26 protein-coding genes are annotated in these 25,326 nt (G+C 71.1%); 12 read left to right on the top strand and 14 right to left on the bottom strand.

The features are described from left to right. Window positions 1-40: 40 nt before the first annotated feature. A complete protein-coding gene (locus AB0C15_RS25785) occupies window positions 41-1,306 on the bottom strand; it encodes a serine/threonine-protein kinase (protein ID WP_357356023.1) in 1,266 nt (421 codons plus the stop codon). A 183-nt stretch (window positions 1,307-1,489) separates the two neighbouring features. Between AB0C15_RS25785 and AB0C15_RS25780 the strand changes: the two genes are divergently transcribed. From AB0C15_RS25780 to AB0C15_RS25760, 5 genes are all read left to right on the top strand, one after another. Further along, window positions 1,490-2,251 (top strand): cyclase family protein, encoded by a 762-nt coding sequence (locus AB0C15_RS25780; RefSeq protein WP_357356021.1) that lies wholly within the window; start codon window positions 1,490-1,492, stop codon window positions 2,249-2,251. A gap of 12 nt (window positions 2,252-2,263) precedes the next feature. Next, a complete protein-coding gene (locus AB0C15_RS25775; RefSeq protein WP_357356019.1) occupies window positions 2,264-3,277 on the top strand; it encodes a thiamine pyrophosphate-binding protein in 1,014 nt (337 codons plus the stop codon). After that, window positions 3,186-3,854 carry a thiamine pyrophosphate-dependent enzyme gene (locus AB0C15_RS25770; protein ID WP_357356017.1) on the top strand — a complete coding sequence of 223 codons (669 nt, stop codon included), beginning with the start codon at window positions 3,186-3,188 and terminating at the stop codon, window positions 3,852-3,854. Before AB0C15_RS25775 ends, AB0C15_RS25770 begins: the two co-directional genes overlap by 92 nt. A 464-nt stretch (window positions 3,855-4,318) precedes the next feature. Further along, complete coding sequence (locus tag AB0C15_RS25765) at window positions 4,319-4,903, top strand: RNA polymerase sigma factor (RefSeq protein ID WP_357356015.1); 585 nt, start codon at window positions 4,319-4,321, stop codon at window positions 4,901-4,903. Next, a complete protein-coding gene (locus tag AB0C15_RS25760; RefSeq protein WP_357356013.1) occupies window positions 4,900-5,832 on the top strand; it encodes a CU044_5270 family protein in 933 nt (310 codons plus the stop codon). Before AB0C15_RS25765 ends, AB0C15_RS25760 begins: the two co-directional genes overlap by 4 nt. 113 nt (window positions 5,833-5,945) lie before the next feature. Here the strand turns inward: AB0C15_RS25760 and AB0C15_RS25755 are convergent, their stop codons facing one another. The 9 genes from AB0C15_RS25755 to AB0C15_RS25715 form a co-directional block, all read right to left on the bottom strand. Beyond that, window positions 5,946-7,286: a ricin-type beta-trefoil lectin domain protein gene (locus AB0C15_RS25755; protein WP_357356011.1), complete on the bottom strand. Its 1,341-nt coding sequence runs from the start codon at window positions 7,284-7,286 to the stop codon at window positions 5,946-5,948. Between the two features lie 68 nt (window positions 7,287-7,354). Continuing rightward, on the bottom strand, window positions 7,355-8,716 hold the full coding sequence (locus tag AB0C15_RS25750; protein WP_357356009.1) for a ricin-type beta-trefoil lectin domain protein: 1,362 nt from the start codon (window positions 8,714-8,716) through the stop codon (window positions 7,355-7,357). 366 nt (window positions 8,717-9,082) lie between these two features. Beyond that, window positions 9,083-9,592, bottom strand: a complete 510-nt coding sequence (locus AB0C15_RS25745; protein WP_357356134.1) for a DM13 domain-containing protein — start codon at window positions 9,590-9,592, stop codon at window positions 9,083-9,085. Window positions 9,593-9,715: 123 nt separating this feature from the next. After that, entirely contained in the window at window positions 9,716-10,555 is an 840-nt protein-coding gene (locus AB0C15_RS25740) for an S-methyl-5'-thioadenosine phosphorylase (RefSeq protein WP_357356007.1), read from the bottom strand. Window positions 10,556-10,599: 44 nt separating this feature from the next. Beyond that, on the bottom strand, window positions 10,600-11,010 hold the full coding sequence (locus AB0C15_RS25735) for a hypothetical protein (RefSeq protein WP_357356006.1): 411 nt from the start codon (window positions 11,008-11,010) through the stop codon (window positions 10,600-10,602). Beyond that, window positions 11,007-12,173 (bottom strand): molybdopterin-dependent oxidoreductase, encoded by a 1,167-nt coding sequence (locus tag AB0C15_RS25730; RefSeq protein ID WP_357356004.1) that lies wholly within the window; start codon window positions 12,171-12,173, stop codon window positions 11,007-11,009. Before AB0C15_RS25730 ends, AB0C15_RS25735 begins: the two co-directional genes overlap by 4 nt. Beyond that, a complete protein-coding gene (locus AB0C15_RS25725; protein WP_357356132.1) occupies window positions 12,170-12,757 on the bottom strand; it encodes a class I SAM-dependent methyltransferase in 588 nt (195 codons plus the stop codon). Before AB0C15_RS25725 ends, AB0C15_RS25730 begins: the two co-directional genes overlap by 4 nt. A gap of 104 nt (window positions 12,758-12,861) precedes the next feature. Further along, complete coding sequence (locus tag AB0C15_RS25720; protein WP_357356002.1) at window positions 12,862-13,542, bottom strand: DUF2064 domain-containing protein; 681 nt, start codon at window positions 13,540-13,542, stop codon at window positions 12,862-12,864. Continuing rightward, on the bottom strand, window positions 13,539-14,216 hold the full coding sequence (locus AB0C15_RS25715; RefSeq protein WP_357355999.1) for a glycosyltransferase family 2 protein: 678 nt from the start codon (window positions 14,214-14,216) through the stop codon (window positions 13,539-13,541). Before AB0C15_RS25715 ends, AB0C15_RS25720 begins: the two co-directional genes overlap by 4 nt. Before the next feature lie 156 nt (window positions 14,217-14,372). On the opposite strand from AB0C15_RS25715, the gene AB0C15_RS25710 reads away from it, so the two are divergent. Then, window positions 14,373-15,728 (top strand): hypothetical protein, encoded by a 1,356-nt coding sequence (locus AB0C15_RS25710; protein ID WP_357355997.1) that lies wholly within the window; start codon window positions 14,373-14,375, stop codon window positions 15,726-15,728. On the opposite strand, the gene AB0C15_RS25705 is transcribed toward AB0C15_RS25710, so the two are convergent. Further along, window positions 15,700-16,779, bottom strand: a complete 1,080-nt coding sequence (locus AB0C15_RS25705) for an NAD-dependent epimerase/dehydratase family protein (protein ID WP_357355995.1) — start codon at window positions 16,777-16,779, stop codon at window positions 15,700-15,702. The two genes, AB0C15_RS25710 and AB0C15_RS25705, sit on opposite strands and share 29 nt — an antisense overlap. Before the next feature lie 159 nt (window positions 16,780-16,938). Here AB0C15_RS25705 and AB0C15_RS25700 point away from each other — a divergent pair, with 159 nt between their 5' ends. After that, complete coding sequence (locus AB0C15_RS25700) at window positions 16,939-17,634, top strand: response regulator transcription factor (protein WP_357355993.1); 696 nt, start codon at window positions 16,939-16,941, stop codon at window positions 17,632-17,634. Continuing rightward, entirely contained in the window at window positions 17,627-18,643 is a 1,017-nt protein-coding gene (locus AB0C15_RS25695) for an ATP-binding protein (protein WP_357355991.1), read from the top strand. The genes AB0C15_RS25700 and AB0C15_RS25695 overlap by 8 nt, the downstream gene beginning before the upstream one ends. A 12-nt stretch (window positions 18,644-18,655) precedes the next feature. Here AB0C15_RS25695 and AB0C15_RS25690 read toward each other — a convergent pair whose 3' ends face one another. After that, window positions 18,656-19,162, bottom strand: a complete 507-nt coding sequence (locus tag AB0C15_RS25690; RefSeq protein ID WP_357355989.1) for a polyketide cyclase — start codon at window positions 19,160-19,162, stop codon at window positions 18,656-18,658. A gap of 27 nt (window positions 19,163-19,189) precedes the next feature. Continuing rightward, entirely contained in the window at window positions 19,190-19,720 is a 531-nt protein-coding gene (locus tag AB0C15_RS25685) for a GNAT family N-acetyltransferase (RefSeq protein WP_357355988.1), read from the bottom strand. Between the two features lie 161 nt (window positions 19,721-19,881). Here AB0C15_RS25685 and AB0C15_RS25680 point away from each other — a divergent pair, with 161 nt between their 5' ends. Further along, complete coding sequence (locus AB0C15_RS25680; RefSeq protein WP_357355986.1) at window positions 19,882-20,757, top strand: endonuclease/exonuclease/phosphatase family protein; 876 nt, start codon at window positions 19,882-19,884, stop codon at window positions 20,755-20,757. A gap of 19 nt (window positions 20,758-20,776) precedes the next feature. On the opposite strand, the gene AB0C15_RS25675 is transcribed toward AB0C15_RS25680, so the two are convergent. Continuing rightward, the gene (locus AB0C15_RS25675; protein ID WP_357355985.1) at window positions 20,777-21,376 is read right to left on the bottom strand and encodes a GNAT family protein; all 600 of its coding nucleotides are present in this window, start codon (window positions 21,374-21,376) and stop codon (window positions 20,777-20,779) included. Window positions 21,377-21,731: 355 nt separating this feature from the next. Between AB0C15_RS25675 and AB0C15_RS25670 the strand changes: the two genes are divergently transcribed. From AB0C15_RS25670 to AB0C15_RS25660, 3 genes are all read left to right on the top strand, one after another. Then, on the top strand, window positions 21,732-23,108 hold the full coding sequence (locus AB0C15_RS25670; protein WP_357355983.1) for a family 43 glycosylhydrolase: 1,377 nt from the start codon (window positions 21,732-21,734) through the stop codon (window positions 23,106-23,108). A 36-nt stretch (window positions 23,109-23,144) separates the two neighbouring features. Beyond that, complete coding sequence (locus tag AB0C15_RS25665; protein WP_357355981.1) at window positions 23,145-24,584, top strand: glycoside hydrolase family 43 protein; 1,440 nt, start codon at window positions 23,145-23,147, stop codon at window positions 24,582-24,584. Window positions 24,585-24,613: 29 nt separating this feature from the next. Further along, on the top strand, window positions 24,614-25,326 hold a 713-nt coding region (locus tag AB0C15_RS25660; protein ID WP_357355979.1), incomplete at its 3' end, for a cellulase family glycosylhydrolase.

The raw sequence follows: 25,326 nt of genomic DNA, 5'->3' as shown, positions 1-25,326 counted from the left end.
GACCCGGTGCCAGTCGGCGACCCCGACCCCGCCGTACCGATCACCCGTGGTCGGACCGTCCCCCTGTCGCCGTGGCGACCAGTAGCCGAACCAGGTAGACCACGACGAAGGCGACCACCCCGACCGCGACGGCCGGGCCGACCGCGCTCGACGCGATGTAACCGACGGCGGCGCCAACCGAACCGAGAAAGAGCGCGGTCGAGATGCCCCAGGCGTCGAGGGCTTCACCGCGCAGCCGCCGCCACGCGCCATCACCTCCCGCACCGACACCGTGCTCCTGCACCGGCAGGTGCGTCGGCTGAGTTCGCCGGGTCTGGTTCGGCACCGTCGGCCGGGCCGGCGTCTGCGGCTGCGTCGGGGCCGGCTGCGGTGCCGTCGGCGCGACCTGGGGCAGCGGCTGGTCCGGCGTCGGTGCGCCTGCGGTTTCGTTGCCGACCTCGAGCAGGCTCTCCCGACGTAGCGGCTCGGCGACCCTGCCGTCCTGTCGGAGCAGCCGCACCAGCACCCGCTCGGCAGCCGGTCGGTCAGCCGGATCCTTGGCCAGGCACTCCCGGATGAGTTCGTCCAGGACGGGAGGCAACGCCGGCAGGTCGGGCGGATCGTTCAGCACCCGGTGCATCACGGCGAAGAGTGAGTCATTGCCGAATGGCGGCCGACCACCGGCGGCGAAGGCGATCGTGGCCGCCCAGGCGAAGACGTCGCAGGGCGGGCCGATCGGGTCGTTGCGGAACCGCTCGGGCGCCATGTACGCGGTGGTCCCCATGACCCGGCTGGAGGCCGTTTCGGTGCCACCCAACGCGCGGGCGATGCCGAAGTCGATCACCCGAGGACCGTCCTCGCCCAGCACCACATTGTCCGGTTTCAGGTCGCAGTGCACCACCCCGGCGCTGTGGATCGCGGCGAGCGCCGTGACGGTGCCGACCGCGAGTCGGTGCAGCGCGTTACCGGTCACCGGGCCGCGCTCGCGCACGTGCCGGTGCAGGGTCAGGCCCTCGATGAACTCACTGACCACGTAGGGCCGCTCGCCGTCCACCTCGGCGAAGAGCACCTGCGCGGTGCAGAACGGCGCGACTCGGCGGGCGGCGGCGATCTCCTTGACGAACTGCGACCGTGCCCGTGGATCACTGAGGTCGACGTTGACCATTTTGACCGCGACCCGGTCACCGGCGTCGTCCTCGCCGAGGTAGACGACCCCCTGCCCACCCGCGCCCAGCCGCCCGACCAGCCGATAAGGGCCGGCGGTGACGGGATCGTGCGTCCACAGTTTCGCCAACCCTGGCACCGGCGGGCCGGCCAGCTCTGACATTCCGACTCCATCAGCGTCGTGCCCGGCCATCGGCGGCGCAGGACACGGCCATCGTGCCATGTCCGCCGCCGGTGACCGAGGACGCTCGACCTCGGGACGCCGGTCTCGGTGATCGGGTTGTCCGGGTGGCGGGTCTTCAGTTTGATGATCCATTATGGAATCAGCCCGGTGTACCGTCGCCACATGACGGTGCTGCAGGACTTTGTCGCCGCTCTCTCCAGCGGCCGGATCCAGGTTGTCGACCTCACCGCTCCGCTCTCGGACCAGACCCCGATCCTGGGTCTGCCCGAGCAGTTCGGCCAGACCTGGCCGTTCCGGCTCAGCGAGATCAGCCGGTACGACGACCGTGGTCCGGCCTGGTACTGGAACAACTTCTCCACCGGCGAGCACACCGGCACCCACTTCGACGCCCCGGTGCACTGGGTCAGCGGACAACAGGGCGCCGACGTCTCGCAGGTCCCGGTGCACCGGTTGATCGCCCCGGCGGTGGTGATCGACCACGCCGCCGACGCCGCCGACGACCCTGACTTCCTGCTTGAGGTCGAACACGTCAGGGCGTGGGAGGCGGACCACGGCGCCCTGCCCGCCGGTGGCTGGCTGCTGTACCGCACCGGCTGGGACGCGTACGGCGACGACCCGCAGCGGTACGCCAACTCCGGACGCACCCCCGGCATCTCCGTCGAGTGCGCCCGCTGGCTGGCCGAGGAGTCGCCGATCCAGGGCGTCGGGGTGGAGACCGTGGGGACCGACGCGGGTGCCGCGCACTCGTTCGACCCGCCGTTCCCGTGCCACTCGTTCCTGCTCGGCCAGGACAGGTACGGTCTGACCCAGCTCCGTAACCTGGCGCAGTTGCCGGCGACCGGCGCGGTGGTGATCGCCGGACCGCTGCCGATCGTCTCCGGCTCCGGCAGCCCCTGCCGGGTGCTCGCGCTCGTCGAACGGTAGGTCCGGTAACCGATGCGGGTAGCCGAGGTGGTCGGGCGAGTTCTGCACGCACACGGCGCGCGGCACGTCTTCGGGGTGGTCGGCAGCGGTAACTTCCACGTCACCAACGCGCTTGTCGCGGCCGGCGCCCGGTTCGTGGCGGCGGCCCACGAGGGCGGTGCGGCGAGCATGGCCGACGGGTACGCCCGCACCTCCGGGGAGGTGGGCCTACTCTCGGTGCACCAGGGCCCGGGCGTCACCAACGCGCTGACCGGCCTGACCGAAGCCGCGAAGAGTCGTACCCCGATGGTGGTCCTGGCTCCGGAGGCGACCGCGCCCCGGTCCAACTTCCTCATCGACCTGCCGGGGCTCGCCGCCGCGGTCGGGGCCGACTTCCATCGGGTACGCGCGACACACGCCGCGCAGGACACCGGCGCGGCGTACCGGGCCGCCGCCCGGGGCGCGACGGTGGTGCTGGGCCTCCCGTTGGAGGTGCAGCTCACGGAGACCGAACCCTGGTCCGGCCCGGTCCCCACGGTCGCGCCGACCCCGGCCACCGCCCCGCAGGTCGAGCCGCTGCTGGCCGCGCTCCGGGCCGCCCGTCGACCGGTCTTCATCGCCGGTCGGGGCGCCCGAACGGCAGGCGAACCGCTGACCCGGCTCGCCGACGCGTGCGGTGCGCTGCTCGCGGTCTCGGCCGCCGCGAAGGGTCTGTTCGCCCGGGTCCCGTGGAACCTCGACGTGGCCGGTGGCTTCGCCACCCCACTCGCCGCCGAGCTGATCGGCACGGCTGACCTGGTCGTCGCGTGGGGCAGCACGCTGAACATGTGGACCACCCGGCACGGCGAACTGATCCCGCCCACGGCCGTCGTCGTCCAGGTGGACCACGACCCGGCCGCGTTCGGGGGTCGCCGAGGCGGTGCTCGCCCGGCTGGGCGGCGACGTCACGGGGGCCGTGCCCGCCGGCGGCTGGCGTACGCCGGAGCTGGCGCAGCGGATCCGCGACCACGGCCGGTGGCGGACCGTCCCGTACCGGGACGAGAGTGACGCGACCACGCTCGACCCGCGGACGCTCTCGGCGGCCCTGGACGACCTGCTGCCGCCCGAGCGGACGGTGGTGGTCGACTCGGGCAACTTCATGGGCTATCCGTCGATGTGGCTCGACGTGCCGGACGTGACCGGATTCTGTTTCACCCAGGCGTTCCAGTCGGTCGGGCTCGGCCTGGCCAGCGCCCTCGGCGCGGCGGTCGCCCGACCGGACCGGCTCACCGTCGCCGCGGTCGGCGACGGTGGCTTCGTCATGTCCGCAACCGAACTGGTCACCGCCGTCCGGCTGGCGCTGCCCCTGCTCGTGGTGGTCTACGACGACGCGGCGTACGGCGCGGAGGTGCACCACTTCGGCCCGGACGGGCACCCGTTGGAGACGGTCACCTTCCCCGAGACCGACCTGGCCGCGGTCGCCAGTGGTTACGGCTGCGACGGGTTGACCGCCCGGACCACCGACGACCTCGAACCGGTACGCCACTGGCTCGCTGGTCCCCGTACCCGACCGCTGGTGATCGACGCCAAGGTCAGCTCCGCACGGGGGTCGTGGTGGTTGGAGGAGGCGTTCCGCGGTCACTGAGCCGCCGATCGGACAGCCACCGTTTGCTGGAGGAGTCGGCACGCCCGCCCACGAACACGTCACGCACCCCACGCACAGGTCACGTATTCCACGCACAGGTTGCGCGGATCTTGCGGCTGTGGAGAGCGTCCCCGCCGGCAAGATCGCGCAATTTCCTGGTTGTAGTGGTGTCGGTGCGTCGATGAGGCCACTACATCCTGGTTCGAGCACGATCTTGGCGGCTGGCGGTGTCCAGACCCTCGCGTGGTTGGGCGGTCGGGGGTGTTGGTCCGTCAAGATCCGCGCAGGATCGGGGATGTTGCTGTCTCGTGCGTGTCGGAGGCAGCAACATCGGGGAAGTTGCTCGGATCGTGGCGCCCGGGCCCGTCGCACAGCTCTGCGGGCCGGGTGGTGAGCCCGGAAGGCGAGGCCGGGAATCGACCCGGGATGGTGGAACTCGGGGGTGGCTGCGGACAGGTAGAGGTGTGACAGCTCAGATGCGGGTCCGGATCCGGGCCGGAGACACCGATGCGTTCGGTGAGCTCTTCGATGAGCATGCCGACGCGGTTCATCGGCATGCGGTGTGGAGTGGGGGCGATCCGGTTCAGGCCGAGGATGTGGTGTCGCTGACCTTCCTCGAGGCGTGGCGGATCCGCGAGTCCCTACACCCTGATGGAGACAGCCTGCGGCCGTGGCTGCTCGGCATCGCCACCAATGTGCTGCGCAATCGCAGGCGGGCGGCGTACCGGCACCGGGAGGCGCTGCGGCGGCTGCCCGTCCGCGACACCGTCCCGGACTTCGCCGACGAGGTGGTCGCCCGCATCCACGATGCCGACCAGGTGGCCGCGGTCATGGCGGGACTGCGGGCGCTGCGCCGGCCGGACCGGGAGGTGTTCCTGCTCTGCGTGTGGTCGCAACTGGACTACGCGGCGGCGGCCGAGGCCCTGGGCGTACCCGTCGGGACCGTGCGTTCGCGGCTGTCGCGGGCCCGGACCCGGCTGCGGGCGCTGGCACAGGAGGAGATGGCGCGTACCCGAATGATCCCCGTCGAGCAGGGAGAGTACCGATGAGCGAGCCCACCGCCCCCCGGGTGCCGGCCCTGCCGGCGCTGCGCCGGCAGGCGCTGCGGCACCACCTGATGAACGAGATCGGCCGGCCGGCCCGGCGGCCACGGCGGGTGCTGGTGCTCGCGCCTGCGGCCGGCGTGCTGGCGGTCGCGGTTTCGGCCGGGGCGATCGCCCAGCCCTGGGCGTCGGACAGCGCGCCGCTGGTCGTGGCGGTCGAGCAGGGGGAAGGCGGTGGCGCGACGGTGCTGCTCAACCGGATGGCCGCAGCGGCCGCCGGTACGCCGGACCCGTCGTCCGGGAAGGGCGAGTACGTCTACATCAGGAGTCGGGGTGCGTTCGCCGAGCTGGGTGACGGTCCGGCGCGGCTGCGGCCGGTGCACGAACGGGAGGTCTGGATCCCGCGCAACGAGCGCGGGGACGGGCTGCTCCGCCAGCCGTTCTTCGACGTGCCGTTCATCGGTGTGGTTCCGGAACGGGAGACGCTCACGGACGTGACGCCGAACGCCGCGCTCGTCGATCTGCCCCGCAATCCGGACGCCCTGTTGGAGAAGCTCTACCGGGAGCGCGACGAGCGTGGCAGAGGCGACAGCCGCGACGGCGCGGCGTTCACCGCGATCGGTGACATCCTGCGCGAGTCGCTGGCACCGCCACCGACGACTGCCGCGCTCTATCAGGCCGCGGCGAGGATTCCGGGCGTCGAGATGGTCCGCGGGGTCACCGACGCCGCCGGCCGGCGAGGGGTAGCCGTGGCGTACACCGAGCGGAGTCGACGCAAAGAGTGGATCTTCGATGAGCGGACGTACGAATACCTCGGTGAGCGCAGTTATCTCGTGGCGGACACCGCCGACGGACCGGCTGGGACGGTGCTGGGCACGACCGCGGTGCTGGAGCGAGCTGTGGTGTCGAGCCTCGGGCAGCGCCCAGGGCGGTAGCGGCCGCGCGGCGAAGAGGTAGGGCGGCACCGGTGCGGCTTCCCGATCTCGGTCCTGCGGCCACGCGCCGCCCGGGCGGAACCCGAGCGGCGCGTGGCCGACCTGGCGTGGTGCTAGTTGCGCCTGCTCCACTGCTGGTTGGCGCCGCCGTGGCAGGCCCAGAGGTGAAGCTGCGTCCCATTGGCGGTGCCGGAGCTGACCGCATCGAGGCACAGCCCCGACTGGACTCCGGTGATGGTGCCGTTGGAGTTCAGGTTCCACTGCTGGTTGGCCTGCCCGTTGCAGTCCCAGATGATGACCGCGGTGCCGTTGCTGCTGCCCGCTCCGCTGGCGTCCAGGCACTTGTTGCCGTACACGGTCAGGGTGCGGTTGGTGGTGTAGGTCCACCGCTGGTTGGTGCCACCGTGACAGTCCCACAGTTGCGGACGAGCACCGTTGGTCGTGCTCGAGTTGGGAACGTCGATGCACCTGTTGGCCGGGCTGCTTGCGATCAGCACGTTCTGCTGGCCGGCCGGCGGGGTCGACGGCGGGGGAGTGGTGGGTGGCACGGTGGACCCGAACTGGGCGAAGAAGTTCCACACCTCCTGCTTGACCCAGCTCCGCGCGCCGCTCTCACAGCCGGCGCACCCGTCCACCGGGCCCTGCTGGTGCCCGCCGTCGAACGCGGCCCAGAGCACCGGGTATCCGGGCTGGCAGCCCGAGTACGCGGTGGTGATGTGGGTGCGGCTGCCCGACGCCGGTTCGGGCGGGTTCTGCGCGGCGCACCCGTTGTTGCGCACGAACCTGTCGCGCAGCGACCGTCCGCTCGGGATGTTGTCGTTGATGCCGTGAATCCCCAGGTACGCCACCGGCTGGGTGCCGCCGCTGCATCCGCTGATCGCCCCCGGGGCGGCGATTGCCGCGACCGCGCGGAACACCGTCGGCCGGGAACACGCCAACGAGTAGCTCATCGCGCCGCCGTAGCTGAACCCGACCGAGAAGCGTTGGGTGGTGTCGACGCAGAGTGCGTTGTCGATCGTACGGATCATGTCGTCGGTGAAGGTCACGTCCTCACCGTTGGAGTTGCCCCAGCCGTTGTTGAGGCCCTGCGGGGCGACGAAGATCGTGGTGTTGTTCGCCTGCGAGAGCATGCCGTAGTAGGCCCACGCCGCCCCGTCGGTTCCGCCCGACGCGACCTGGGTGGCGGTGCCACCCAACCAGTGGAACCCGAAGGCCAGTCGGTGGGCGTAGGTGTTGTTGTAGTTGTCGGGCAGCCGAAGGATGAAGCTGCGGCTCTTTCCGCCGCTCTGGATGGTGTGGGTGCCGCTGGTCAGCCCGGGCGCCTTGCCGCAGCCGGCGGTGGTGGCCGCTGCCGCCGGCGCGACGGTCGTGAGGACGTACGTTCCGACGGCGATCAGAACCATGACCGCCATGGCTGCCGCCACCCAGGGGGTGGACAGTTTACGAAGTGGCACAGTTGCGCCTCCTTGTGTGTGGACGAGTATCAGTCGGGTCGGTCCGGCCGGTGGGAATGTCCCTCGGTTCAGCTCCGGCTCCAACGTTGGTTTGCCGCACCGGTGCAGTCCGAGATCTGGACGCGCGTGCCGTTCGCCGTGCCGTTGCCGACCAGGCTCAGGCAGCGGCCCGAGCCCACTCCGGTGATCGAGCCGTCGGAGTTGAGCCGCCACTTCTGGTTGGACTGACCGTTGCAGTCCCAGATGATCACCGAGCTGCCGTTGGCGGTGCTGGCGCCGTTGACGTCGAGGCACTTGCCACCGAAGACCCGCAGCTCCTGGGCGGAGGTCGAGGTCCAGCTCTGGTTGCTCTGGCCGTGGCAGTCCCAGATGATCGCCGCCGCGCCGTTGGTCTGCGAAGCGCCGTTGACGTCGAGGCAGCGTCCGGCGGACGTGCTGCGCAGGGCCGACGTGCCGCTCGGCGGCGGGGTCGTCGTCGGCGGCGGGGTGGTCGGGTCGGTCGGGTCGGTGCCGCCGAACTGGGTGAAGAACCGCCACACCTCGCCCTTGGTCCAGGTCCGTGCTCCGCTGTCCCCGCCGCCGTCCACCGGGCCGGGGGTGTGCCCACCGTCGAAGGCGGCCCAGACCACCGGGTAGCCGGACCGGCAGCCGGAGTAGGTGGTGGTGATGTGGGTCAGGCTGCCCGCCCTCGGCTCCGGCGGGCTCTGTGCGGTGCACCCGTTGTTGCGGACGAACGTGTCCCGCAGGGACCGTCCGGCGGAGATGTTGAGCACGGAGTCCCCGATGCCGTGGATTCCCATGTACGCGACCGGCTGGGTGCCGCCGCCGCATCCGCTGAGCTGCCCACCGGAGTAGACCGCGACGGCGCGGAAGACACCCGGTCGGGAGCAGGCGAGCGAGTAGCTCATGCCTCCGCCGTAGCTGAAGCCGAGTGCGAAGCGCTGGGTGGTCTCGACGCACAGATCGGCCTCGATCAGGCTGATCATGTTGTCGACGAAGGTGACGTCCTGGCCGCCGGGGTTGGCCCAGCCGTTCCCGTTGCCCTGGGGAGCGACGAAGATCGTGCTGTTGTTCGCCTGTTGCCGCAGCCCGTAGTAGGACCAGGCGGCACCGTCGGCCCCGCCGCCGTCGACGTCGTTCGCGGTGCCGCCGTTCCAGTGGAATCCGAAGATCAACCGGTAGGGGTGGTTCCTGTCGTAGTTGTCGGGGATCCGCAGGATGAAGCTGCGGTTCTGGCCGTTGCTCTGAATGGTCCGCTGGCCACTGGTCAAGGTGGGTGCCTTGCCGCATCCGGCGGTCGCCGCGGCCGCCCCGACGTCCGCGGCCGACGCGGTGGTGCTCAAGCCACCTGCCAGTGCCGCCGCGCTCACGGTCACGACGACGGCCGCCGCCGTCGCCAGAAGACCAAGGATGGGTCTACGTCCTGTCATGAAGGGGCTCCCGCCACTCGGCACGATCTGATTGAAGGGGGGTCCATCGCGACCGACGCACCGCCGTGCCACCGCGGGTCATCCCCGCCGATCACGTTCGCGACGGGGAAACCCGGAGGACACGATGGGCGCACGGTGCCCGGCCAGTTCGTCGACACAGGTCCCGGCGCTGGTCTCGCCGCCCGCGCAGGACCAGTCGTTCGTCGAACCGATGGTGGCCACACCGTGTGCCCGAACACTGTGCGACCGTTCGACCGACGGTGCCGAAACACCCGGCTCTGCGTCGAATCGATTCGCCCCGACGCTAGATCGCACAGTGAAATATGTCAATGCCGTGTCCGGCGGGTTGCGCCCCGGGTGACCCGGTCAGGTGACGGTGAGATCGGCCGCGCCGAAGGAGACCGCGAATCGCTTGCACCAGATGGAGACGCTCCGGAAGTCGCGTGGATCGACCGAAGCCGGCAACTCGTACACCTGACTGCCCTTGTTGCCCTTGAGTTTTGCCAGCTCGACCCATTCGCCGTCGTCGAACACACGCCAGCCGGCCGTGCCCCGGATGACCGGTTGGTCGGTCAGCCACACCCGCAGGTCCGGACCGTTCGACGTGTCCAGGTCTCTGATGACGAGTTGGTGGCGTCCGTTCGCGAGCCGATGGATCTCGGCACGGCCGGTCGTCCGGTGCTCATGGGTGACGAACTCGCCGGCGGTCAGGATCTCGTTCGCCGCCGGGGTCGCTGCCGGGGCCGCGGGGGCCGGGCTCGCGGCCGTCGGGGTCGCGGTCGGGGTGGCCGAGTTCGCCGCCACCTGGGGAACCGCTTCGTCCACGTACGTATCGGTGAACAGCTTCCACGGCTGGAACCAGTACAGGGCCAGCATCGACACCACGACGGCGCAGGCGAGGCCGACTCGCGCCACCGGCGACCGGAAGATCGGTTTTCCCATCACCGCAGCGTACGGCTGCGCTCGCCACCGAACTGTTCGCGAATCCTTTCGGAACCCTTACGACGGCGTACCCGCGAGGGACTGCGCGCACGGACAACCCCCCTGCTCCGCCGGCAACGTCCGCACCGCGTCGCCGAGCAGGAGCCGCAGGCGATCGATGTTCCTGGCGAAGACCGCGAACACCTCCTGCTGGGTCACGCCGGCACCGACCTCGACACCCGAGTCGAGGTCGGTCACCAGGGACAACGCGCTGTAACACAGCGCCAGTTCGCGGGCCAGCACCGCTTCCGGGTGGCCGGTCATGCCGACGACCGACCAGCCCTGCCGGCCGTACCACTGTGATTCGGCGCGGGTGGAGAACCGGGGCCCTTCGACGACGACCATGGTGCCGCCGTCGACGGGCTGCCAGCCCGCTTCGCAGGCGGCGGCCAGGACGGTGGCCCGTCCGACGGGACAGTAGGGGTCGGCGAAGGGCGCGTGGACGACCGGGGGGAGCTGCCCGTCGGCGCGGGGCCGCCCGTCGTAGTAGGTCTGTTCCCGGCCGCTGGTCCGGTCGACGAGCTGATCCGGCACGACGAGGGTCCCCGGGCCCAGATCCGGCCGCAGACCGCCCACGGCACCCGGTGCGAGTATCTGGCGCACGCCCAGCTCCCGCAGCGCCCACAGGTTGGCCCGGTAGTTGATCCGGTGCGGGGGGAGGGCGTGCCGACGCCCGTGGCGCGGCAGGAACACCACCGGCCGCCCGGCGACACTCCCGACCGACAGCGCGTCACTCGGCGGCCCGTACGGCGTGTCGACGGTGACCTCGTCGACGTCGTCGAGGAACGTGTAGAAACCGGAACCGCCGAGCACACCGATCGGCGCGCGACCCGGTGGGCTGACCTCTCCTGCTGACATGGGCACCTTCCCTGGGTGACGAACGGCGGATGCGTGGAGTGCGTTCAGGACCTGTCGGTGCGGCGCTGGACGGTGGTGGCGACGACGAGCACGACTGCGATCGCGGCCCAGACGACCGCCAGCGCGACAGCGAGCCCCAGCGGGTAGTCCCGGTCCGGCAGGCCCGGGTTCGGAGGCGCCGAGGGCGGTCGCCACAGCAGCGGCACCGCGATCAGCAGCAACGTCACGCTCGCCGCCATGCCCGCGGCGATCCAGGCCCGGCGTAGCCGGTCGGTCACCAGCCGGCCCAGCACCAGCCCGACCAGTCCGACAATCGGCGCCACCAGGACGTCGTGCAGCAGCGGGCCGCCGACCAGCCACGGCAGGGCGGTGCCGAGCTGGGGGAGGAGCAGCCAGCCGCCGTACGCCGTGGCCGCGGCACCGAGCACGAGCAGGAGCAGCCGGACGGCTCTCACCGCAGTACCTCCAGCCGGGCCACCCACTTGGTCTGCAGGACACCCGGGCGGCTCGGCGCGATGAGCCGGCAGGGGTAGCCGTGGTCGGGGGACAGCCGCTCGCCGTTGATGCCCAGCGCGAGCAGGGTCAGCGGGTCGCCGGCGTGGGCGGCGGGCAGTGTGCTCGCCGCGTACAGACCGTCGGTCTCCAGTGACGTGACCCGAACCGGCCGGCCGGTCGGTGCGCCGGCCCGGCGGAGCAGGTGGACGACGGGCACACCGGTCCAGTGGGCCGAGGCGCTCCAGCCCTCGACGCAGGCGATCGGCAACTCCGCCGTGTGCTGGGGCAGGGCCGCCAGTTGGGCGAGGGACAGCGTGTCCCGCCCGCCCGGCCAGACGATCTCCAGTCGCCAGTCGGGTGGGACGACGATGCGCGCGGCAGCCGCCGTACGGTTGACCGGTACGCCCTGCGGTCCGGACGCGGACCGCCACGCCAGCGGCGACACGTGACGGAGCCAGGGCACGGTGACCCCGGCGGTGGCCAGCACAGCGGTGCCGGCGACGCCCGCCGACGTGCGCAGGAACGCCCGCCGCTCGGCCGAGTCCCGATCGACGCGCTCCGGTGCCGTGGCCCGCACCGCCCCGCCCCGCCGCAGTGGGGTGCCCAGCGCCGTACGCGCGACCGGGAGCTTCACCGCGACGTGCAGCAGCAGCGCGCCCGCCACCAGCCAGGCGACCGCGTAGTGCGCCGTCGGGAAGAAGAACCCCCACGGGTACGACTGGGCGACGTTGAACAGTCCCGTGACCAGTTCGAAGAACGCGGCGCAGACCAGCACCAGGACGGAGATCCGTTCGAGGGTGTGGGCGGACAACCGGAGCGGCTGGCGCAGCGGTGGACGGACGAACAGCCGGGGGTAGACGCTCCACAGCTTGGCCAGGAGCAACGGGATCGCCGCGACACCGGAGAGCACGTGGACGCCCTGGGTGAACCGGTAGAGGTCGACCGGCCGGGTCGGCCACCCGAACCAGCCGGGCGGGTGCTGGATGTAGTGGCTGAGCAGTCCGGTGCCGAAACACAGCCCGAACGCCACAGCGAGCCAGAGGCCGAGCCGGGCGGCGACAAGTGGTGAGTGCGAGGGCGCGGTGAAATCCTCGGGGGCGGGAACGCGTGGCCGGCGGATCATGAGCGCACCAGCTCGGCGAACCAGCGTGGACCGAACCGGAAGCGGTCGGTGACCCGCAGACCGGCTGCGGCGGCGGTACGGGCCACCGCCTCCGCCCCAACCCGCGCCCATCGAAAGGCCGGCCCTCGCATTTCCCGATCACCCGACGGTTCGGACAGGACGTACGCCAGTCCCTGCCACAGCCCGACTCCCGGTGGATCCACCTCGACCACGAGCGTTCCGTCGGCCGCGATCAGGGCGCCACACCGGCGCAGCAGTCGGACCGGGTCACCACCGATGCCGATGTTGCCGTCGATGAGCAGGGCGTGTGCCCACCGTCCCTCGCCGGGAAGCGGCTCGAATACGTCGCGTCGTACGGCGACCACACCCCGGCCCTGGGTCAGCCGTACCGCCTCGGCGGAGATGTCCACCCCCAGGGCGACCAGGCCCCGCTGGGCGAGTGCGCTGGTCAGCCGGCCGGGGCCGCAACCGAGATCGATCGTGGGCCCGATGCAGCGGGCGGCGACAGACTCGACCGCCGGTTCGGGCGGGCCGTGCCAGCGCCGTACCGGCAACAGGTCACGCCGTCCGTCGGTGTGCACCAGCCAGTGGTCAGGGTGGGCCGCGGGCGTCGGGTCGGCAGGCTCGACGGACCACCCGCCGAGCCTGCCCAGCACCGCGTCGAAGCCGTCGAGGCTGATCGCGGACGTCACCGGAGGCGTCCGTTCGCCAACTGGCCGCCCACCGACGCGACCGCCTGCGCGAATCGGGTGCCGGGCAGGTCGGCCGCGACCGCGAGCGCCGCCGACCAGTCGTCGACGTCCCGCCGCACGGGCAGGACCGCCGGGCGTATGCCGCGCCCCCGCAGAGCGGCGAGGGTACGGCGACCGGTGTCGCCGGTCGACATGGGCACCTCCCGCAACACGCTCGCGGACGCCGGATCCCGCAACCCGAGCGCCCACCAGCCGCCGTCGAGCGCCGGCCCGAACACCGCCTCGTGTTCGGCGCACAACCCCAGCGCGGTGGTGAGCAGGGCCGGCCGGATCTGCGGGGTGTCCATGCCGATCTGCAGCACCGGCCGGCCGGGAAAGGCCGCAGCGGTGTCGGCGTGGGCGTTCGCGAGGCGGTCGGCGAACGTGTCGCCGCGCTGCGGAAGCAGGTGCCAGCCCGCCATCGCGGTGGTCAGCTCCGCGCCGTACTCGGCGTCGGCGAACCGGCCGGTGTACGCCAGCACGGCGATTGTCGACGCGGTGGCGCGTACCGCCGCGAGGGTGTCCAGCAGCGACGCCGCCGCGATCCGGGCCGCCTGCGTGGGGTCTGCCGGCGGGCAGAGACGTGTCTTGGCCAGCCCGGCGACCGGGGCCTTCGCGACCACGAGCAGGACGCTCACCGGCCACCACCGGCGCCGGCGCGCAGCACTCCGGCGAAGTCCCGGGTCGCCCGCAACGTGCCCCGGACCGACCCGGAGACCTTCGACCTGGTGCCGGCGGCCCGCGGGGCGTACGCGACATCCAGCTCCAGAATCCGCCAGCCCGCCGCGCCCGCCCGGAGCAGCAACTCCAGGGGGTAGCCGAACGCGCGGTCGGTGACCCCGAGTCCCCGCAGCGCGGTGGCGCGGGCCACCCGGATCGGGCTGATGTCGAACACCGGCACCCCACGACGCCGGAGCAGCGCGGCGACGAGCGCGTTCCCGGTGCGGGCATGCCACGGCCAGGCATCCGCCGAGACCGGCCGGCGTCGCCCGACGGCGAGATCCGCCCGCCCGTCGAGCACCGCCGCGACGAGCCGGGGCAGCTCGGTGGGATCGAACGAGCCGTCCGCGTCGAGCACGCACACCACATCCGCGTCCGACGCCAGCAGGCCGGCGTGCACGGCCGCGCCGTACCCGCGTCGCGGCTCGTGGACGACCCGGGCCCCGTGCTCGGCCGCGACGACAGCGGACCCGTCGGTGGAGCCGTTGTCGACCACGATGGCGCGGTAACCGGACGGCAGCCCGGTCAGTACGGCAGGCAGTGCGGCCGCCTCGTCCAGACATGGCAGCACCACGTCGATCGTTGTGTGCATACCGGCGACGCTAGGCCCGCGATCGGCCGCCAGGACCGCCGTTCGTCCTTACGAATCGCTTACGCGACAACGGATCTTACGACTGCATGACGTTCCGTCGTTCGGCTGCCGGATGCCTGGTGGGGGGTCGTATCGTCGGCCGTCACCATGACCATGATGACCCGGCCGGGACGACCCCGGTCCGCCGACCTGATCGTCCTCGGTGCCGAGGTGGTGCTGCTCGTCGTCGCCGTCGCCGTCGGCGCGCTGCTCAACCACCGGGGTGTCCAACTGCACGCGGACGCCGCGCCGCTCTACGCCTCCTGGCAGCCCCACCTGGGGCCCGGCACCCCCGCCGCACTTCTCGTCGCGGGGCTGTTCGTCTGGCGGGGCACCCGCTGGGGAACCGACACTCCCTGGCCGCGGCTGCTGGCGGTCGGCTACCTCGCCTCGGTGCTCTGGACGTTGTCGCTGGCCCTGGTGGACGGCTGGTCCGCCGGGCTGACCGAGCGGCTCACCGTGCAGGCCGAGTACCTGCACGAGGTGCCCGGGGTGACGGACGTCGGCACCATGCTGTCCGGCTTCACCGACCGGATCCTCGACTTCCAACCCGATTCGTGGTCCACCCACACGTCCGCCCACCCACCGGGAGCGTTGCTGCTCTTCGTCTGGTTGGAACGGATCGGCCTGGGTGGCGGGACCGCCGCCGGGCTCGCCTGCGTGCTGCTCGGAGCCACCGTCTCGGTGTCGATCCCGGCGGCACTGCGTGCGCTCGGTGCCGAGGACGCCGCCCGGGCGCTGTGGCCGTTCCTGGTGCTCTTCCCTGGGGCGGTCTGGGTGGGCGCGTCCGCGGACGGGATCTTCGCCGCGGTGGTCGCGGCCGGGCTGGCACTGCTGGCGCTGGGCGGCCGACCCGGGGCCGCGCTCGGTGGCCTGCTCCTCGGCTTCGCGCTCTACCTGTCGTACGGGTTCGTCCTGGTCGGACTGCTCGCGCTGGTCGTGGTGCTGGTGCGGGTGCGGGACCGACTCGGCGTGCTCCTGGTCGCGGCGACGGCGGTCGCGGCCGTCGTCGCCGCGTACACCCTCGCCGGCTTCTGGTGGCTGGACGGCTACCACCTGGTTTCGCGTCGCTACTACCAGGGCTGGGCTGCGGACCGCCCGTACGCCTACTGGGTCTGGGCGAACCTCGCCGCTCTGCTGCTCTCGGCCGGCCCGGTGGTCGGACCGGCGCTGCGGCGGGCGGTGGGTGCCCTGACGGTCCGACCACCGCACCCGCCGTTCGCGACGGCCCTCCGGGCTCGGATCACCAGCGCGGGACCCACCGTGTGGGTGCCCGTCGCGGCGGCGGCGGCCGTGCTCGCGGCCGACCTGTCCGGGCTCAGCAAGGCCGAGGTCGAGCGGATCTGGCTACCGTTCGCCGGCTGGCTGCTCGTCGCCACCGCGCACCTGCCCACCGGTCACCGTCGGTGGTGGTTGGCCGCCCAGGCGGCCACCGCCCTCGCCGTCAACCACCTACTGTGGACGGTTTCGTGACCGCCGCCGGATTCCGCATCACGGCGGTGGTGAAGTCGGCGATGCCGGCGGCGAAGCCGACCCGGGCGGTGAAACCCAGCAGCCGGGCGGCGCGGGCCGGATCGGCCACGACATGCCGTACGTCCGCCACCCGCCCGCCTCCGACCACGACCGGCGCCGGCCCGCCCATCGCCGACGCCAGCTCGTGGGCCATCTCGCCGACGGTGTGCGGCTCACCCGAACAGACGTTGACCGGGGTCAGCGGCTCCGGGGCCGGTGTCGTCAGGGCCAGCAGGTTGGCCGTCGCCACGTCGGTCACGTGCACGAAGTCGCGTCGTTGCCGGCCGTCCTCGAGCACCTGGGGAGGTCGGCCGGCGGCCAGGGCGGACCGGAAAATCGACGCCACCCCCGAGTACGGGGTGTCGCGGGGCATGCGCGGACCGTAGACGTTGTGGTACCGCAGGGCCCAGACCGAACCGCCGGTCTGCCGCGCCCACGCGCCGGCGAGGTGTTCCTGGGCCAGCTTGGTGGCGGCGTACGTGCTGCGCGGCTCCAGCGCCGCGTCCTCCGGCACGAGACCGGGGGAGAGCGCCTGGCCACAGCGGGGGCAGGTCGGCTCGTACCGGCCCTGTGCGAGGTCGGCGACCCGACGGCCGACGGGCCGGACGATCCCGTGGGCCGAGCAGTGGTAGCGGCCCTCGCCGTAGACCACCATCGAACTGGCCAACACCAGGCGGCGTACGCCGGTGGCGTGCATCGCCGCGAGGAGGGTGGCCGTGCCGAGGTCGTTGTGTGCGGCGTACCGGGGGGCGTCGGCCGGGTCGAGGCCGTGGCCGACCATGGCTGCCTGGTGGCAGACCGCGTCGACCCCGGCCAGTAGGCGGGTCAGCAACTCCTCGTCGCGGACGTCGCCGACCACGAGGCTGTGCCGCTCGGCCCAGGGCGGTGCCGTCGCGCCGTGCGCCTCGGGCAGCAGCGCGTCCACGGCCACCACCTCGTGCCCGTCTTCGGTCAGCAGGTCGGCGACGTGGGAGCCGATGAACCCGGCCGCACCGGTGACAAGTATCCGCATTCCGGTCACCGTAGGACCTCGCGTACGCCCGCGCGGGTTCCCGCACCCAGCCGTAAGAACCTCGCAAGGTTTGCCGGTGCGGGCTGACCCCGCCGCGTGGCTACGCTGGGCCGATGGACATCTGGGGGAGACGGTGACGGCCCGGAACGCGGCCCGCCGGTGACACAGCGTGTGCTGGTGGTCGACGACGACCAGACCGTGAGCGACGTCATCCGTCGTTACCTCGAGAACGACGGCTTCCAGGTGACCCTGGCGGCGGACGGCGCGGCGGCACTGGCGGCGGTGGAGCGGCAGGTGCCACACCTGGTCGTTCTCGACCTGATGCTGCCCCGGATCAACGGTCTGGAGGTGTGCCGGGCGCTGCGGGTACGACCCGACGGCGTACCGATCGTCATGCTGACCGCGCGCGGTGACGAGTCTGACCGGATCCTCGGGCTGCAACTCGGCGCGGACGACTACCTGACCAAGCCCTTCTCGCCCCGGGAGCTGGTGCTGCGGGTCCGTTCGGTGCTCCGTCGCGCCGGCGGTGCAACGCCACCGGAGCGGCCGGAGACGCTCACCGACGGCGACCTGGTGGTGCACGTGGCCTCCCGGACCGCCCGCCTCGCCGGTGCGGATCTGGCGCTGACGCTGCGCGAGTTCGACCTGCTCGTCCACCTCATGCGGCATCCGTCCCGGGTGTTCGGCCGGGCCGAACTGCTCGAACAGGTCTGGGGCTGGAACTTCGGAGACCACTCGACCGTCACCGTGCACGTGCGCCGGCTGCGGGAGAAGATCGAGGCCAACCCGGCCGATCCGCAGCGGATCGTGACCGTCTGGGGCGTCGGCTACCGCTACGGGTCAGCCAGTGCGTGACGTACTCCTGATCTTCGCGATCGCCCTCGGCGCGGCCCTCGGCATCGGGCTCGCCGGCGCGGTGCTGCTCCGCGCCCTTCGGCGCAGCTCGATCACCGTGCACCTCAACGTGCTGCTCACCACCACCGTGGTCGCCGTCGCTGTCGGGGTGATGGCGGTCGCGGAAGCGATGTTCCTCTCCGCGCACGACCTCGAGGTGGTCCTGATCACCGTCGCCGCGGCGGCGGTGGTAAGCCTCGCCGTCGGCGGGCACGTCGGCCGGCGGCTGGCCCGCGCCGCGGTCTGGCGCGACCAGGCCCGGGAGCGGGAACGGCAACTGGAGAAGGGCCGGCGCGATCTGGTCGCCTGGGTCTCCCACGACCTGCGGACCCCGCTCGCCGGGCTGCGGGCCATGGCGGAGGCGCTCGAGGACCGGGTGGTGCGTGACCCGGACACCGTCGACGAGTACCACCGACGCATCCGGCTGGAGACCGACCGGATGACCCGACTCGTCGACGACCTGTTCGAGCTGTCCCGGATCAACGCGGGAGCGCTGCGGTTGTCGTTGACGGCGGTGCCGCTCGGCGAGGTGGTCTCGGACGCCCTGGCCAGCACCACCCCACTTGCCGCCGCACGCCGGATCAGGCTGATCGCCAGCGAGTCGGGGTGGCCGACGGTCGCCGCGAGCGAACCTGAACTGGCTCGGGTCGTGGCCAACCTGCTGCTCAACGCGGTCCGCTACACCCCGGAGGACGGCACCGTACGCATCGAGGCCGGCCGGGAGGAGGACCACGCGTGGCTGTCGGTCGCCGACACGTGTGGCGGCATCCCCCCGGCCGACCTGCCCCGCCTGTTCGACATCGCGTTCCGAGGTGAACCGGCCCGTACGCCCGGCCCCGGCGACGGTGGGGCGTCCGGTGGGCTCGGCCTGGCCATCGTGCACGGCCTGGTGGAGGCACACGGCGGTCGGGTCGAGGTGCGCAACACCCCCGACGGCTGCCAGTTCATGGTGCGGCTGGCCACCGCCTGAGGTGGACCGCTCCTAGCGACCTGGCCGACTGCGCTCGGCGAGGTCCTTCAGGTTGAGCAGCTGTCGCCGAGCCATGACCAGGTCGCCGATGGAGAGCGCGGGCGCGGCCCACCGGGTCGTCCGCATGGCGACCTTGAGCAGCAGGCGCGTCGCGTCGTGCTCCTGGGGCACGAGGACGTAGGACATGAAGGCGCCCATGATGGTGCTCGTCAGGTGTCTGCCGGGGTCGACCGAGACGATCCGGCCCAGTTTTCGGCCGCCAGCGGTGGTGAATGCCTCCCCGACCTGGGGCTCGGGTAGGCCCGCAAGCCGTCGAGGTGAGCGGCGGCCGAGGTTGTCGATCCAGTCGTACGAGTACGGGCCGAGCCGCACCTGGGCCACCCACGGCCACACCACTGCGGCGGGCGCGTCGATCCGCACTCCGCGCCATGCCTGCACGGTGGGTGCGGTGACGAAGTCGTCGCACGGGTACGCCCGCAACGTCTCGCTGGTGGTCACACCCCACCGATCACCGATCACGCATCTACCGTCCACTGTGCGTGCGGCTCAGTCGACCCGCTGGGCCAGCACCTGCCCCGGCCAGGATCCCGCGAGGAAGGTCTCGGTAGGGGTGAACCCGTGGCGCTCGTAGTACGCCACCAACTCGCCACCGCCGCCCGCCCAGCAGTCGACCCGGAGCAACCGCACGCCGGCCCGCCGGGTTTCCTCCACGGCGTGCGCCAACAGCGCCGAGCCGAGTTTCTGGCCGGCGAACCGTCGGTCGGAGACCAGGAGGCGGACGAACCGCTCGGGTTCTTCGGCGGGCGCGATCGGTGCCCGCGGGTCGGGCCCGGAATCCAACACCAGGGCCGCGGCCGGCGTCCCGTCCACTTCCGCGATGTACGGAAGGTTCTCGGTCAGGTAACGGTCGACCTGTTCGACCCTCTCGGGCTTCTCCGAGAACGACCTCGTGCCCCACTGCTCGGTGTTGCCGCGGTCGTTCATCCAGACCACCGCGGAGTCGAGCATGTCCAGGACTGCGGGCGCGTCAGCCGGGCCACCCGGTCGGATTCGTACGCCGGCGGTGGTGTCGTCCATGGCGTAAGGGTAGTCCGAGGGTGGGGAGGAGACCGTCCGGGACCGGTTGCCCCCGACTCAGGCCAGTCGATAGTTGGTTACCGCTTGTTCCGTATCGCGTCGATTCGCATCGATAGTGTGCGACAACCGCCACCGACGGCGGTTCGTGCGGAGGGAAGACGATGCGTAGGACAACGAACTGGTCGGCCCGCGCGCTTGGCGCACTCGCGAGCGTGCTCGCGCTCGGGGCGGCCCTGCTGCCGGCAGCCCCGGCGACCGCCGCGAGCGTGACCTTCAGGGCGGCGACGCTGAACATCTACTACGGGTTGAGCCAGGCCGACTTCGCACACGATCTGAACCTGATCGCGTCCAAGGCCGACCTCGTCGGTCTCAACGAGGTCGGCAACCGCAAGGCGTTCCTGGAGACCTGGGCCGCTGACAACGGCTGGTGGTTGTACGCGCCGGGCGGCACCAACCAGGCCGGCGAGGCACTGATCGCCAAGAAGAGCATGTTCGACGTACTCGACAGGGGTTCGATCTTCGTCTGTGACACCAACGGTCCCGGCGAGGTGCCGCCCGCGCGCTACAACAACTGGGTCAAGTACCGGCACAAGGCCAGTGGCCGCAACGTCACCCACATCAACGCCCACGCGGTGGCCAGCATCGAGACCGCCGGCCAGCCGCAGGACCTGCCGCGCACCAGGTGCGCCGAGGCGCAGTTCCAGGGTCTCAAGGACCTGGCGGTCGACAAGCAGGCCGAGGGTCAGGTCATCGTGAGCGGTGACCTCAACGTCGACTTCAGCGCGGACCGGAGCTACGGGTACGCGAAGTTCCCGTGGCAGGTCTTCGAAGCCAACGAACTGCCGAACCTGCGCTCCAACTACAACCTCTACGGCGAGAAGGGCACCGGAACGCACGGCAACCGGCACATCGACTACGTCTACTTCTGGAAGCGGCTGCCCGAGTACCAGGTGATGTGGATGACCGGGTACGACGTCGTCGGCGGCACCAGTTCCGACCACAACGGAGTCGTCGCGACGTTCTCCGTCCAGAGCTGACGACGTTAGCCCTCGCCGGCTACGAGTGGCGGCGCTCCGGATACCCCCGGTGCGCCGCCCACTCGGGCGCGAGGATCGACATCACCGTGGCGTCGACCCAGTCGTCACCGTCGCGCAGGACCTGCCGCAGCACACCTTCGACGACGAAGCCGACCTTCTCGTACACCCGCCGGGCCCGGGGGTTGAAGGCGAACACCTCAAGCGAGATGCGGTGCAGGTCGAGGCTGTCGAAGCCGTAGCCGACGACCAGGCGTACCGCCTCGGTGCCCAGGCCACGGTCGCGGCCGGCCGCGGTCAGCAGGGTCCGGAAGTTGCAGCTCCGGTTGTCGGGATCCCAGTCGTTCAGGACCACCTCGCCGACACAGGCGCCGGTGGCGCGGTCCACGACCGCCAGGTCGAGTCGGTCGGTCTGCGCGTTGCGGCTGCCGTACCAGGACCGCATCCGCTCCTCGTCGGGAGCATCGTCGACCGGGCTGCCGGTCAGCCGGGCCACCTCCGGGTCGGCCACCGCCGCCCGGAAGGTGTCCAGGTCGCCGTCGACGAAGGGGCGCAGGATCACCCGCTCGCCGGTGAGGGTGGGCTTGATGGAGAAGTCGGGGGTGGCCTGTTCGCTGGGCATCGACTGATCCTCGACGTGGCACCCGGCAGCGGCAACAGGTTTCCGCGTGACGGAAGCGCGAGGGAGTGGCAAGCGTCGATCTCTTGACATGTGTCGATGTGATCGCTAACACTTGTCCGCAACGCGAACGTAACGAACTGAACACATCGCACCTGTAACAGCATGCGGCCACGCAGGCAGGCCACGCGGGCACGTCACCGATAGTCAGTCGCCACGGTCGGAGCCCGGATCCCGCGCACCTCTGTTAACGCTCATACGCATGATCCTCGTGAAGGGGGCTGGGCCTGTGATGCCACGGCGCAGCAGGGCGGCATCGCCGTCGGGAGCATCAACCAGGCGTCTACGGTCTCTCCTGGTGCTCTCGGCCGTTACCGCCGCGGCCGTCGTGGTGGTGGCCGACGGGCCGGCGCAGGCCGCCACGCTGCCGACCGGCGCCGTCTCGCTGGAGGCGGTCAACCAGGCCGGACGGTACGTACGCCACATCGACTACCTCGGTCAGCTCGACCCGGTGACCTCCGGCAGCGCCAACCAGACCAAGCTCGATGCCACCTTCACCGTGGTCAACGGCCTGGCGTCGCCGGCCTGCTACTCCTTCCAGACGAAGGCCGGCCTGTTCCTGCGGCACCGCGACTACCGGCTGAGAGTCGACCCGAACACCGGCGACGCGTCGTTCCGGGCCGACGCCACCTTCTGCGCGGTGGACGGCTCGGTCAGCGGTTCGGTGTCGCTCGCCGCGTACAACTACCCGACCCGGCGGATCCGGCACCGTGACTTCGCCCTCTGGCTCGACGCGTACCAGGACACGGCCGGGTTCCGGGCGGACAGCTCCTTCCGCCTCGTCGCACCGTGGGCGCCCAGGACCACCAGGGGGCCGGTGATCCCCGGCCTCTTCGCCGACCCGCACATCGCGGTGTTCAACGGCCGCTACTACCTGTACCCGACCACCGACGGCTACGCGAGCTGGGCCGGCACCTACTACAAGGCGTTCTCCTCCACCGACCTGGTCACCTGGGTCGACCACGGCGTGATCCTCGACCACGGACCGGACGTTTCCTGGGCGGACAACTCGGCCTGGGCGCCGGCGGTGGCCAGCGCCAACGGCCGCTACTACCTGTACTTCAGCGGCGGCGCGGCAAGCGGAAACACGGCCAAGCAACTCGGCGTGGCGGTGGCCGACAACCCCACCGGGCCGTTCCGGGACGCGCTGGGCCGACCACTCGTCCGCAGCGACCAGTTCTCCGGCGGGCAGACGATCGACCCGATGGTGTTCACCGACGACGACGGGCAGTCCTACCTCTACTGGGGGCAGGGCGTCGCGCGCGCCGTGCGGCTGAACGCCGACATGGTCTCCTTCGACGCGGCGCAGACGCGGGTCGTCACCCCGTCCGGCTACAACGAGGCGCCCTTCGTGTTCAAGCGCAACGGTCTGTACTACTTCATGTGGTCGGAGAACGACACGCGCAGCGAGGACTACCGGGTCGCCTACGCCACCGGATCCTCACCTCTCGGGCCCTGGACCAGACGCGGTGTGGTGCTGCAGAAGCGCCTCGACGTGGGCATCAAGGGCACCGGCCACCACTCCGTGGTCCGGGCGCCCGGCAGCGACACCTGGCACATCGCCTACCACCGGTTCGCCGTGCCCGCCGGCAACGGCACCAACCGTGAGACCGCCATCGACCGGATGGAGTTCAACACCGACGGCACCATCCGTCCCGTCGTACCGGCCCTGTAGCTGACTGCTAAGCCCCTGCGCTAAGGAGAGAGACACATGTCGAGAGTCCTCGCCCGGCTCTGCGCGGTCATGGTCGCCGCCTGTCTGCTGTTCACCACCTGGTCGGCGGCGACACCGAAGGAGGCGGCCGCGCTGGACCCGACCGTCGGCTACCTGATGGCGCACTTCACCGGCGAGTCGTCGACGAACCAGCAGATCTACCTGGCCCACAGCACCGACGGCCTGCGCTGGACGGACCTCAACAACGGCGGGCTCGTCCTGCGGTCCACGATCGGCACCCGCGGCGTGCGCGACCCCGCCCTCGTCCGCTCGCCGAACGGCGACAGGTACTGGATCATCGCCACCGACCTGTGCATCGGCTGCGGCCAGGACTGGTCGGCCGCGATCAACAACGGCAGCCGCAACCTCGTCGTGTGGGAGTCGACCGATCTGGTCAACTGGTCGGCGCCCTGGCTGCTGAACGTCGCCGGCGCGATCCCGGACGGCCGCAACGCCTGGGCGCCGGAGGCGATCTGGAACCCCGCCACCAACGACTACGTCCTCTACTGGGCGACGAACGTCCCGCTCAACGGGGCGACCAAGCACCGCATCTTCTCCGCGCGGACGACGAACTTCCGCAGCGTCACCACGCCACAGGTCTACATCGACAGGCCGGGAAACCAGGAGATCATCGACACCCAGATCGTCGAGGTGCCGAGCGGCGTCGGCGCCTACCGGTACGTCCGGGCCTCCCGGGACGGCCAGATCGCCCTCGAAGGCAGCAACTCCATCCTCGGCACCTGGACCAGCCTCGGTAACCTCTCCGGCATCGGGCTGACCGGCGCACAGGTCGAAGGCCCGATGTGGATGAAGATGAACACCCGCAACGAGTGGGTCCTCTACCTCGACCAGTACTCCAGCGGGCGCGGCTACCTGCCGGTGCTGACCGCCGACCCGTCGAGCCCGGGTAGCTACCGACTGCCGGCGTCCGGCTCGTACGCGATGGGTGGCACCAAGAAGCGGCACGGGACGATCCTCAACCTGACCGCCGCCGAACAGAGCCGGGTGCTCGCCCGTTGGCCCGCCACCGCGGTCAACCGGATCCAGTCGTACAACTTCCAGGACCGGTACGTGCGGCACTACGACTACGACGTCCGCATCGACCCGAACGTCAGCCCGGCCCAGGACGGCCAGTGGCGGCTGGTGCCCGGCCTCGTCGGCTCCGGCACGGTCTCCATCCAGTCGGTCAACTACCCGGGCTACTACCTGCGCCACTACGGGTACGACTTCCGACTGGAGGCCAGCGACGGCACCTCCACCTTCGCCGCGGACGCCACGTTCCGGCAGGTCGCCGGTCTGGCCAACTCCTCGTGGACGTCGTTCCAGTCGTACAGCCACCCGGACCGCTACCTCCGGCACTACGCCTACCTGCTGCGGCTCGACCCGGTGCCCGACGCGCAGAGCCGGGCCGACGCCACCTTCCGCGTGACCAGCTGACACTGGCCCTTGATCAAGGAGTCTCGACTGTGGCACTACATCGACGGGTGCTCGCCGCCCTGGTGGCTGCGCTGACGGCCATGGTGGGGGTGGTCGTCGTCGCGTCGTCGCCGGCGACTGCCGCGACCAATCAGTTCCGGGGTATGAACTGGGCGGTGTTGGGTGACAACTTCAAGACCGGTCCGCTTGTGGTGCAGGGTCTGAGTTCGTCGGACAGCAACGCGACGGTGCGGGCGAAGGCGAACGCCTTGTACGACGACATGGCGTCCACGATGGGTGTCAACACGGTCCGGTTGCCCATCAACACGCACACGGTGGGGACGGCCTGGTGGGAGGCGTACCGGGGTGCCATCGACGCGGCCACCGGCCGTGGTTTCAAGGTGATTCTGGCGTACTGGGAGGACGGTGCCGCTTCCGGTGGCCGGATCACGAACCTCGCCGCGTGGAACGCGATGTGGTCCACGGTGACCAACACCTACGGTGCGAACACCAACGTGTACTTCGAGCCGATGAACGAGCCGCATGGTTACAGCTCGACCGAGTGGCGCACGGTGGCGGCGAACTGGCTCAGTTACCACAGCTCGGCGGTGCCGGGTCGGGTGCTGATCGGCGGTACCGGCTTCAGTCAGGACCTGCGGGACATCTGCAACGACAGCCGTTTCACCGCGACGTTGCTGTCGTTTCACTACTACGCGTTCTTCTACGGTGCGATGACCTACGACGCGTTCCGTGCTCACATTCA

The organism is Micromonospora sp. NPDC048835 (genome assembly GCF_040649995.1).
Lineage (GTDB): Bacteria > Actinomycetota > Actinomycetes > Mycobacteriales > Micromonosporaceae > Micromonospora.
The sequence above is the reverse complement of the archived record's forward strand: the minus strand, read 5'-3'. Positions and strand labels throughout refer to the sequence as shown.

Bases quoted from the DNA above. Each gene is read 5' to 3' on its own strand.
- AB0C15_RS25785 (WP_357356023.1), bottom strand. From the start codon at position 1,306: ATGTCAGAGCTGGCCGGCCCGCCGGTGCCAGGGTTGGCGAAACTGTGG.
- AB0C15_RS25780 (WP_357356021.1), top strand. From the start codon at position 1,490: ATGACGGTGCTGCAGGACTTTGTCGCCGCTCTCTCCAGCGGCCGGATC.
- AB0C15_RS25775 (WP_357356019.1), top strand. From the start codon at position 2,264: ATGCGGGTAGCCGAGGTGGTCGGGCGAGTTCTGCACGCACACGGCGCG.
- AB0C15_RS25760 (WP_357356013.1), top strand. From the start codon at position 4,900: ATGAGCGAGCCCACCGCCCCCCGGGTGCCGGCCCTGCCGGCGCTGCGC.
- AB0C15_RS25750 (WP_357356009.1), bottom strand. From the start codon at position 8,716: ATGACAGGACGTAGACCCATCCTTGGTCTTCTGGCGACGGCGGCGGCC.
- AB0C15_RS25745 (WP_357356134.1), bottom strand. From the start codon at position 9,592: ATGCTGGCCCTGTACTGGTTCCAGCCGTGGAAGCTGTTCACCGATACG.
- AB0C15_RS25740 (WP_357356007.1), bottom strand. From the start codon at position 10,555: ATGTCAGCAGGAGAGGTCAGCCCACCGGGTCGCGCGCCGATCGGTGTG.
- AB0C15_RS25730 (WP_357356004.1), bottom strand. From the start codon at position 12,173: ATGATCCGCCGGCCACGCGTTCCCGCCCCCGAGGATTTCACCGCGCCC.
- AB0C15_RS25715 (WP_357355999.1), bottom strand. From the start codon at position 14,216: ATGCACACAACGATCGACGTGGTGCTGCCATGTCTGGACGAGGCGGCC.
- AB0C15_RS25710 (WP_357355997.1), top strand. From the start codon at position 14,373: ATGACCCGGCCGGGACGACCCCGGTCCGCCGACCTGATCGTCCTCGGT.
- AB0C15_RS25705 (WP_357355995.1), bottom strand. From the start codon at position 16,779: ATGCGGATACTTGTCACCGGTGCGGCCGGGTTCATCGGCTCCCACGTC.
- AB0C15_RS25685 (WP_357355988.1), bottom strand. From the start codon at position 19,720: ATGGACGACACCACCGCCGGCGTACGAATCCGACCGGGTGGCCCGGCT.
- AB0C15_RS25680 (WP_357355986.1), top strand. From the start codon at position 19,882: ATGCGTAGGACAACGAACTGGTCGGCCCGCGCGCTTGGCGCACTCGCG.
- AB0C15_RS25675 (WP_357355985.1), bottom strand. From the start codon at position 21,376: ATGCCCAGCGAACAGGCCACCCCCGACTTCTCCATCAAGCCCACCCTC.
- AB0C15_RS25665 (WP_357355981.1), top strand. From the start codon at position 23,145: ATGTCGAGAGTCCTCGCCCGGCTCTGCGCGGTCATGGTCGCCGCCTGT.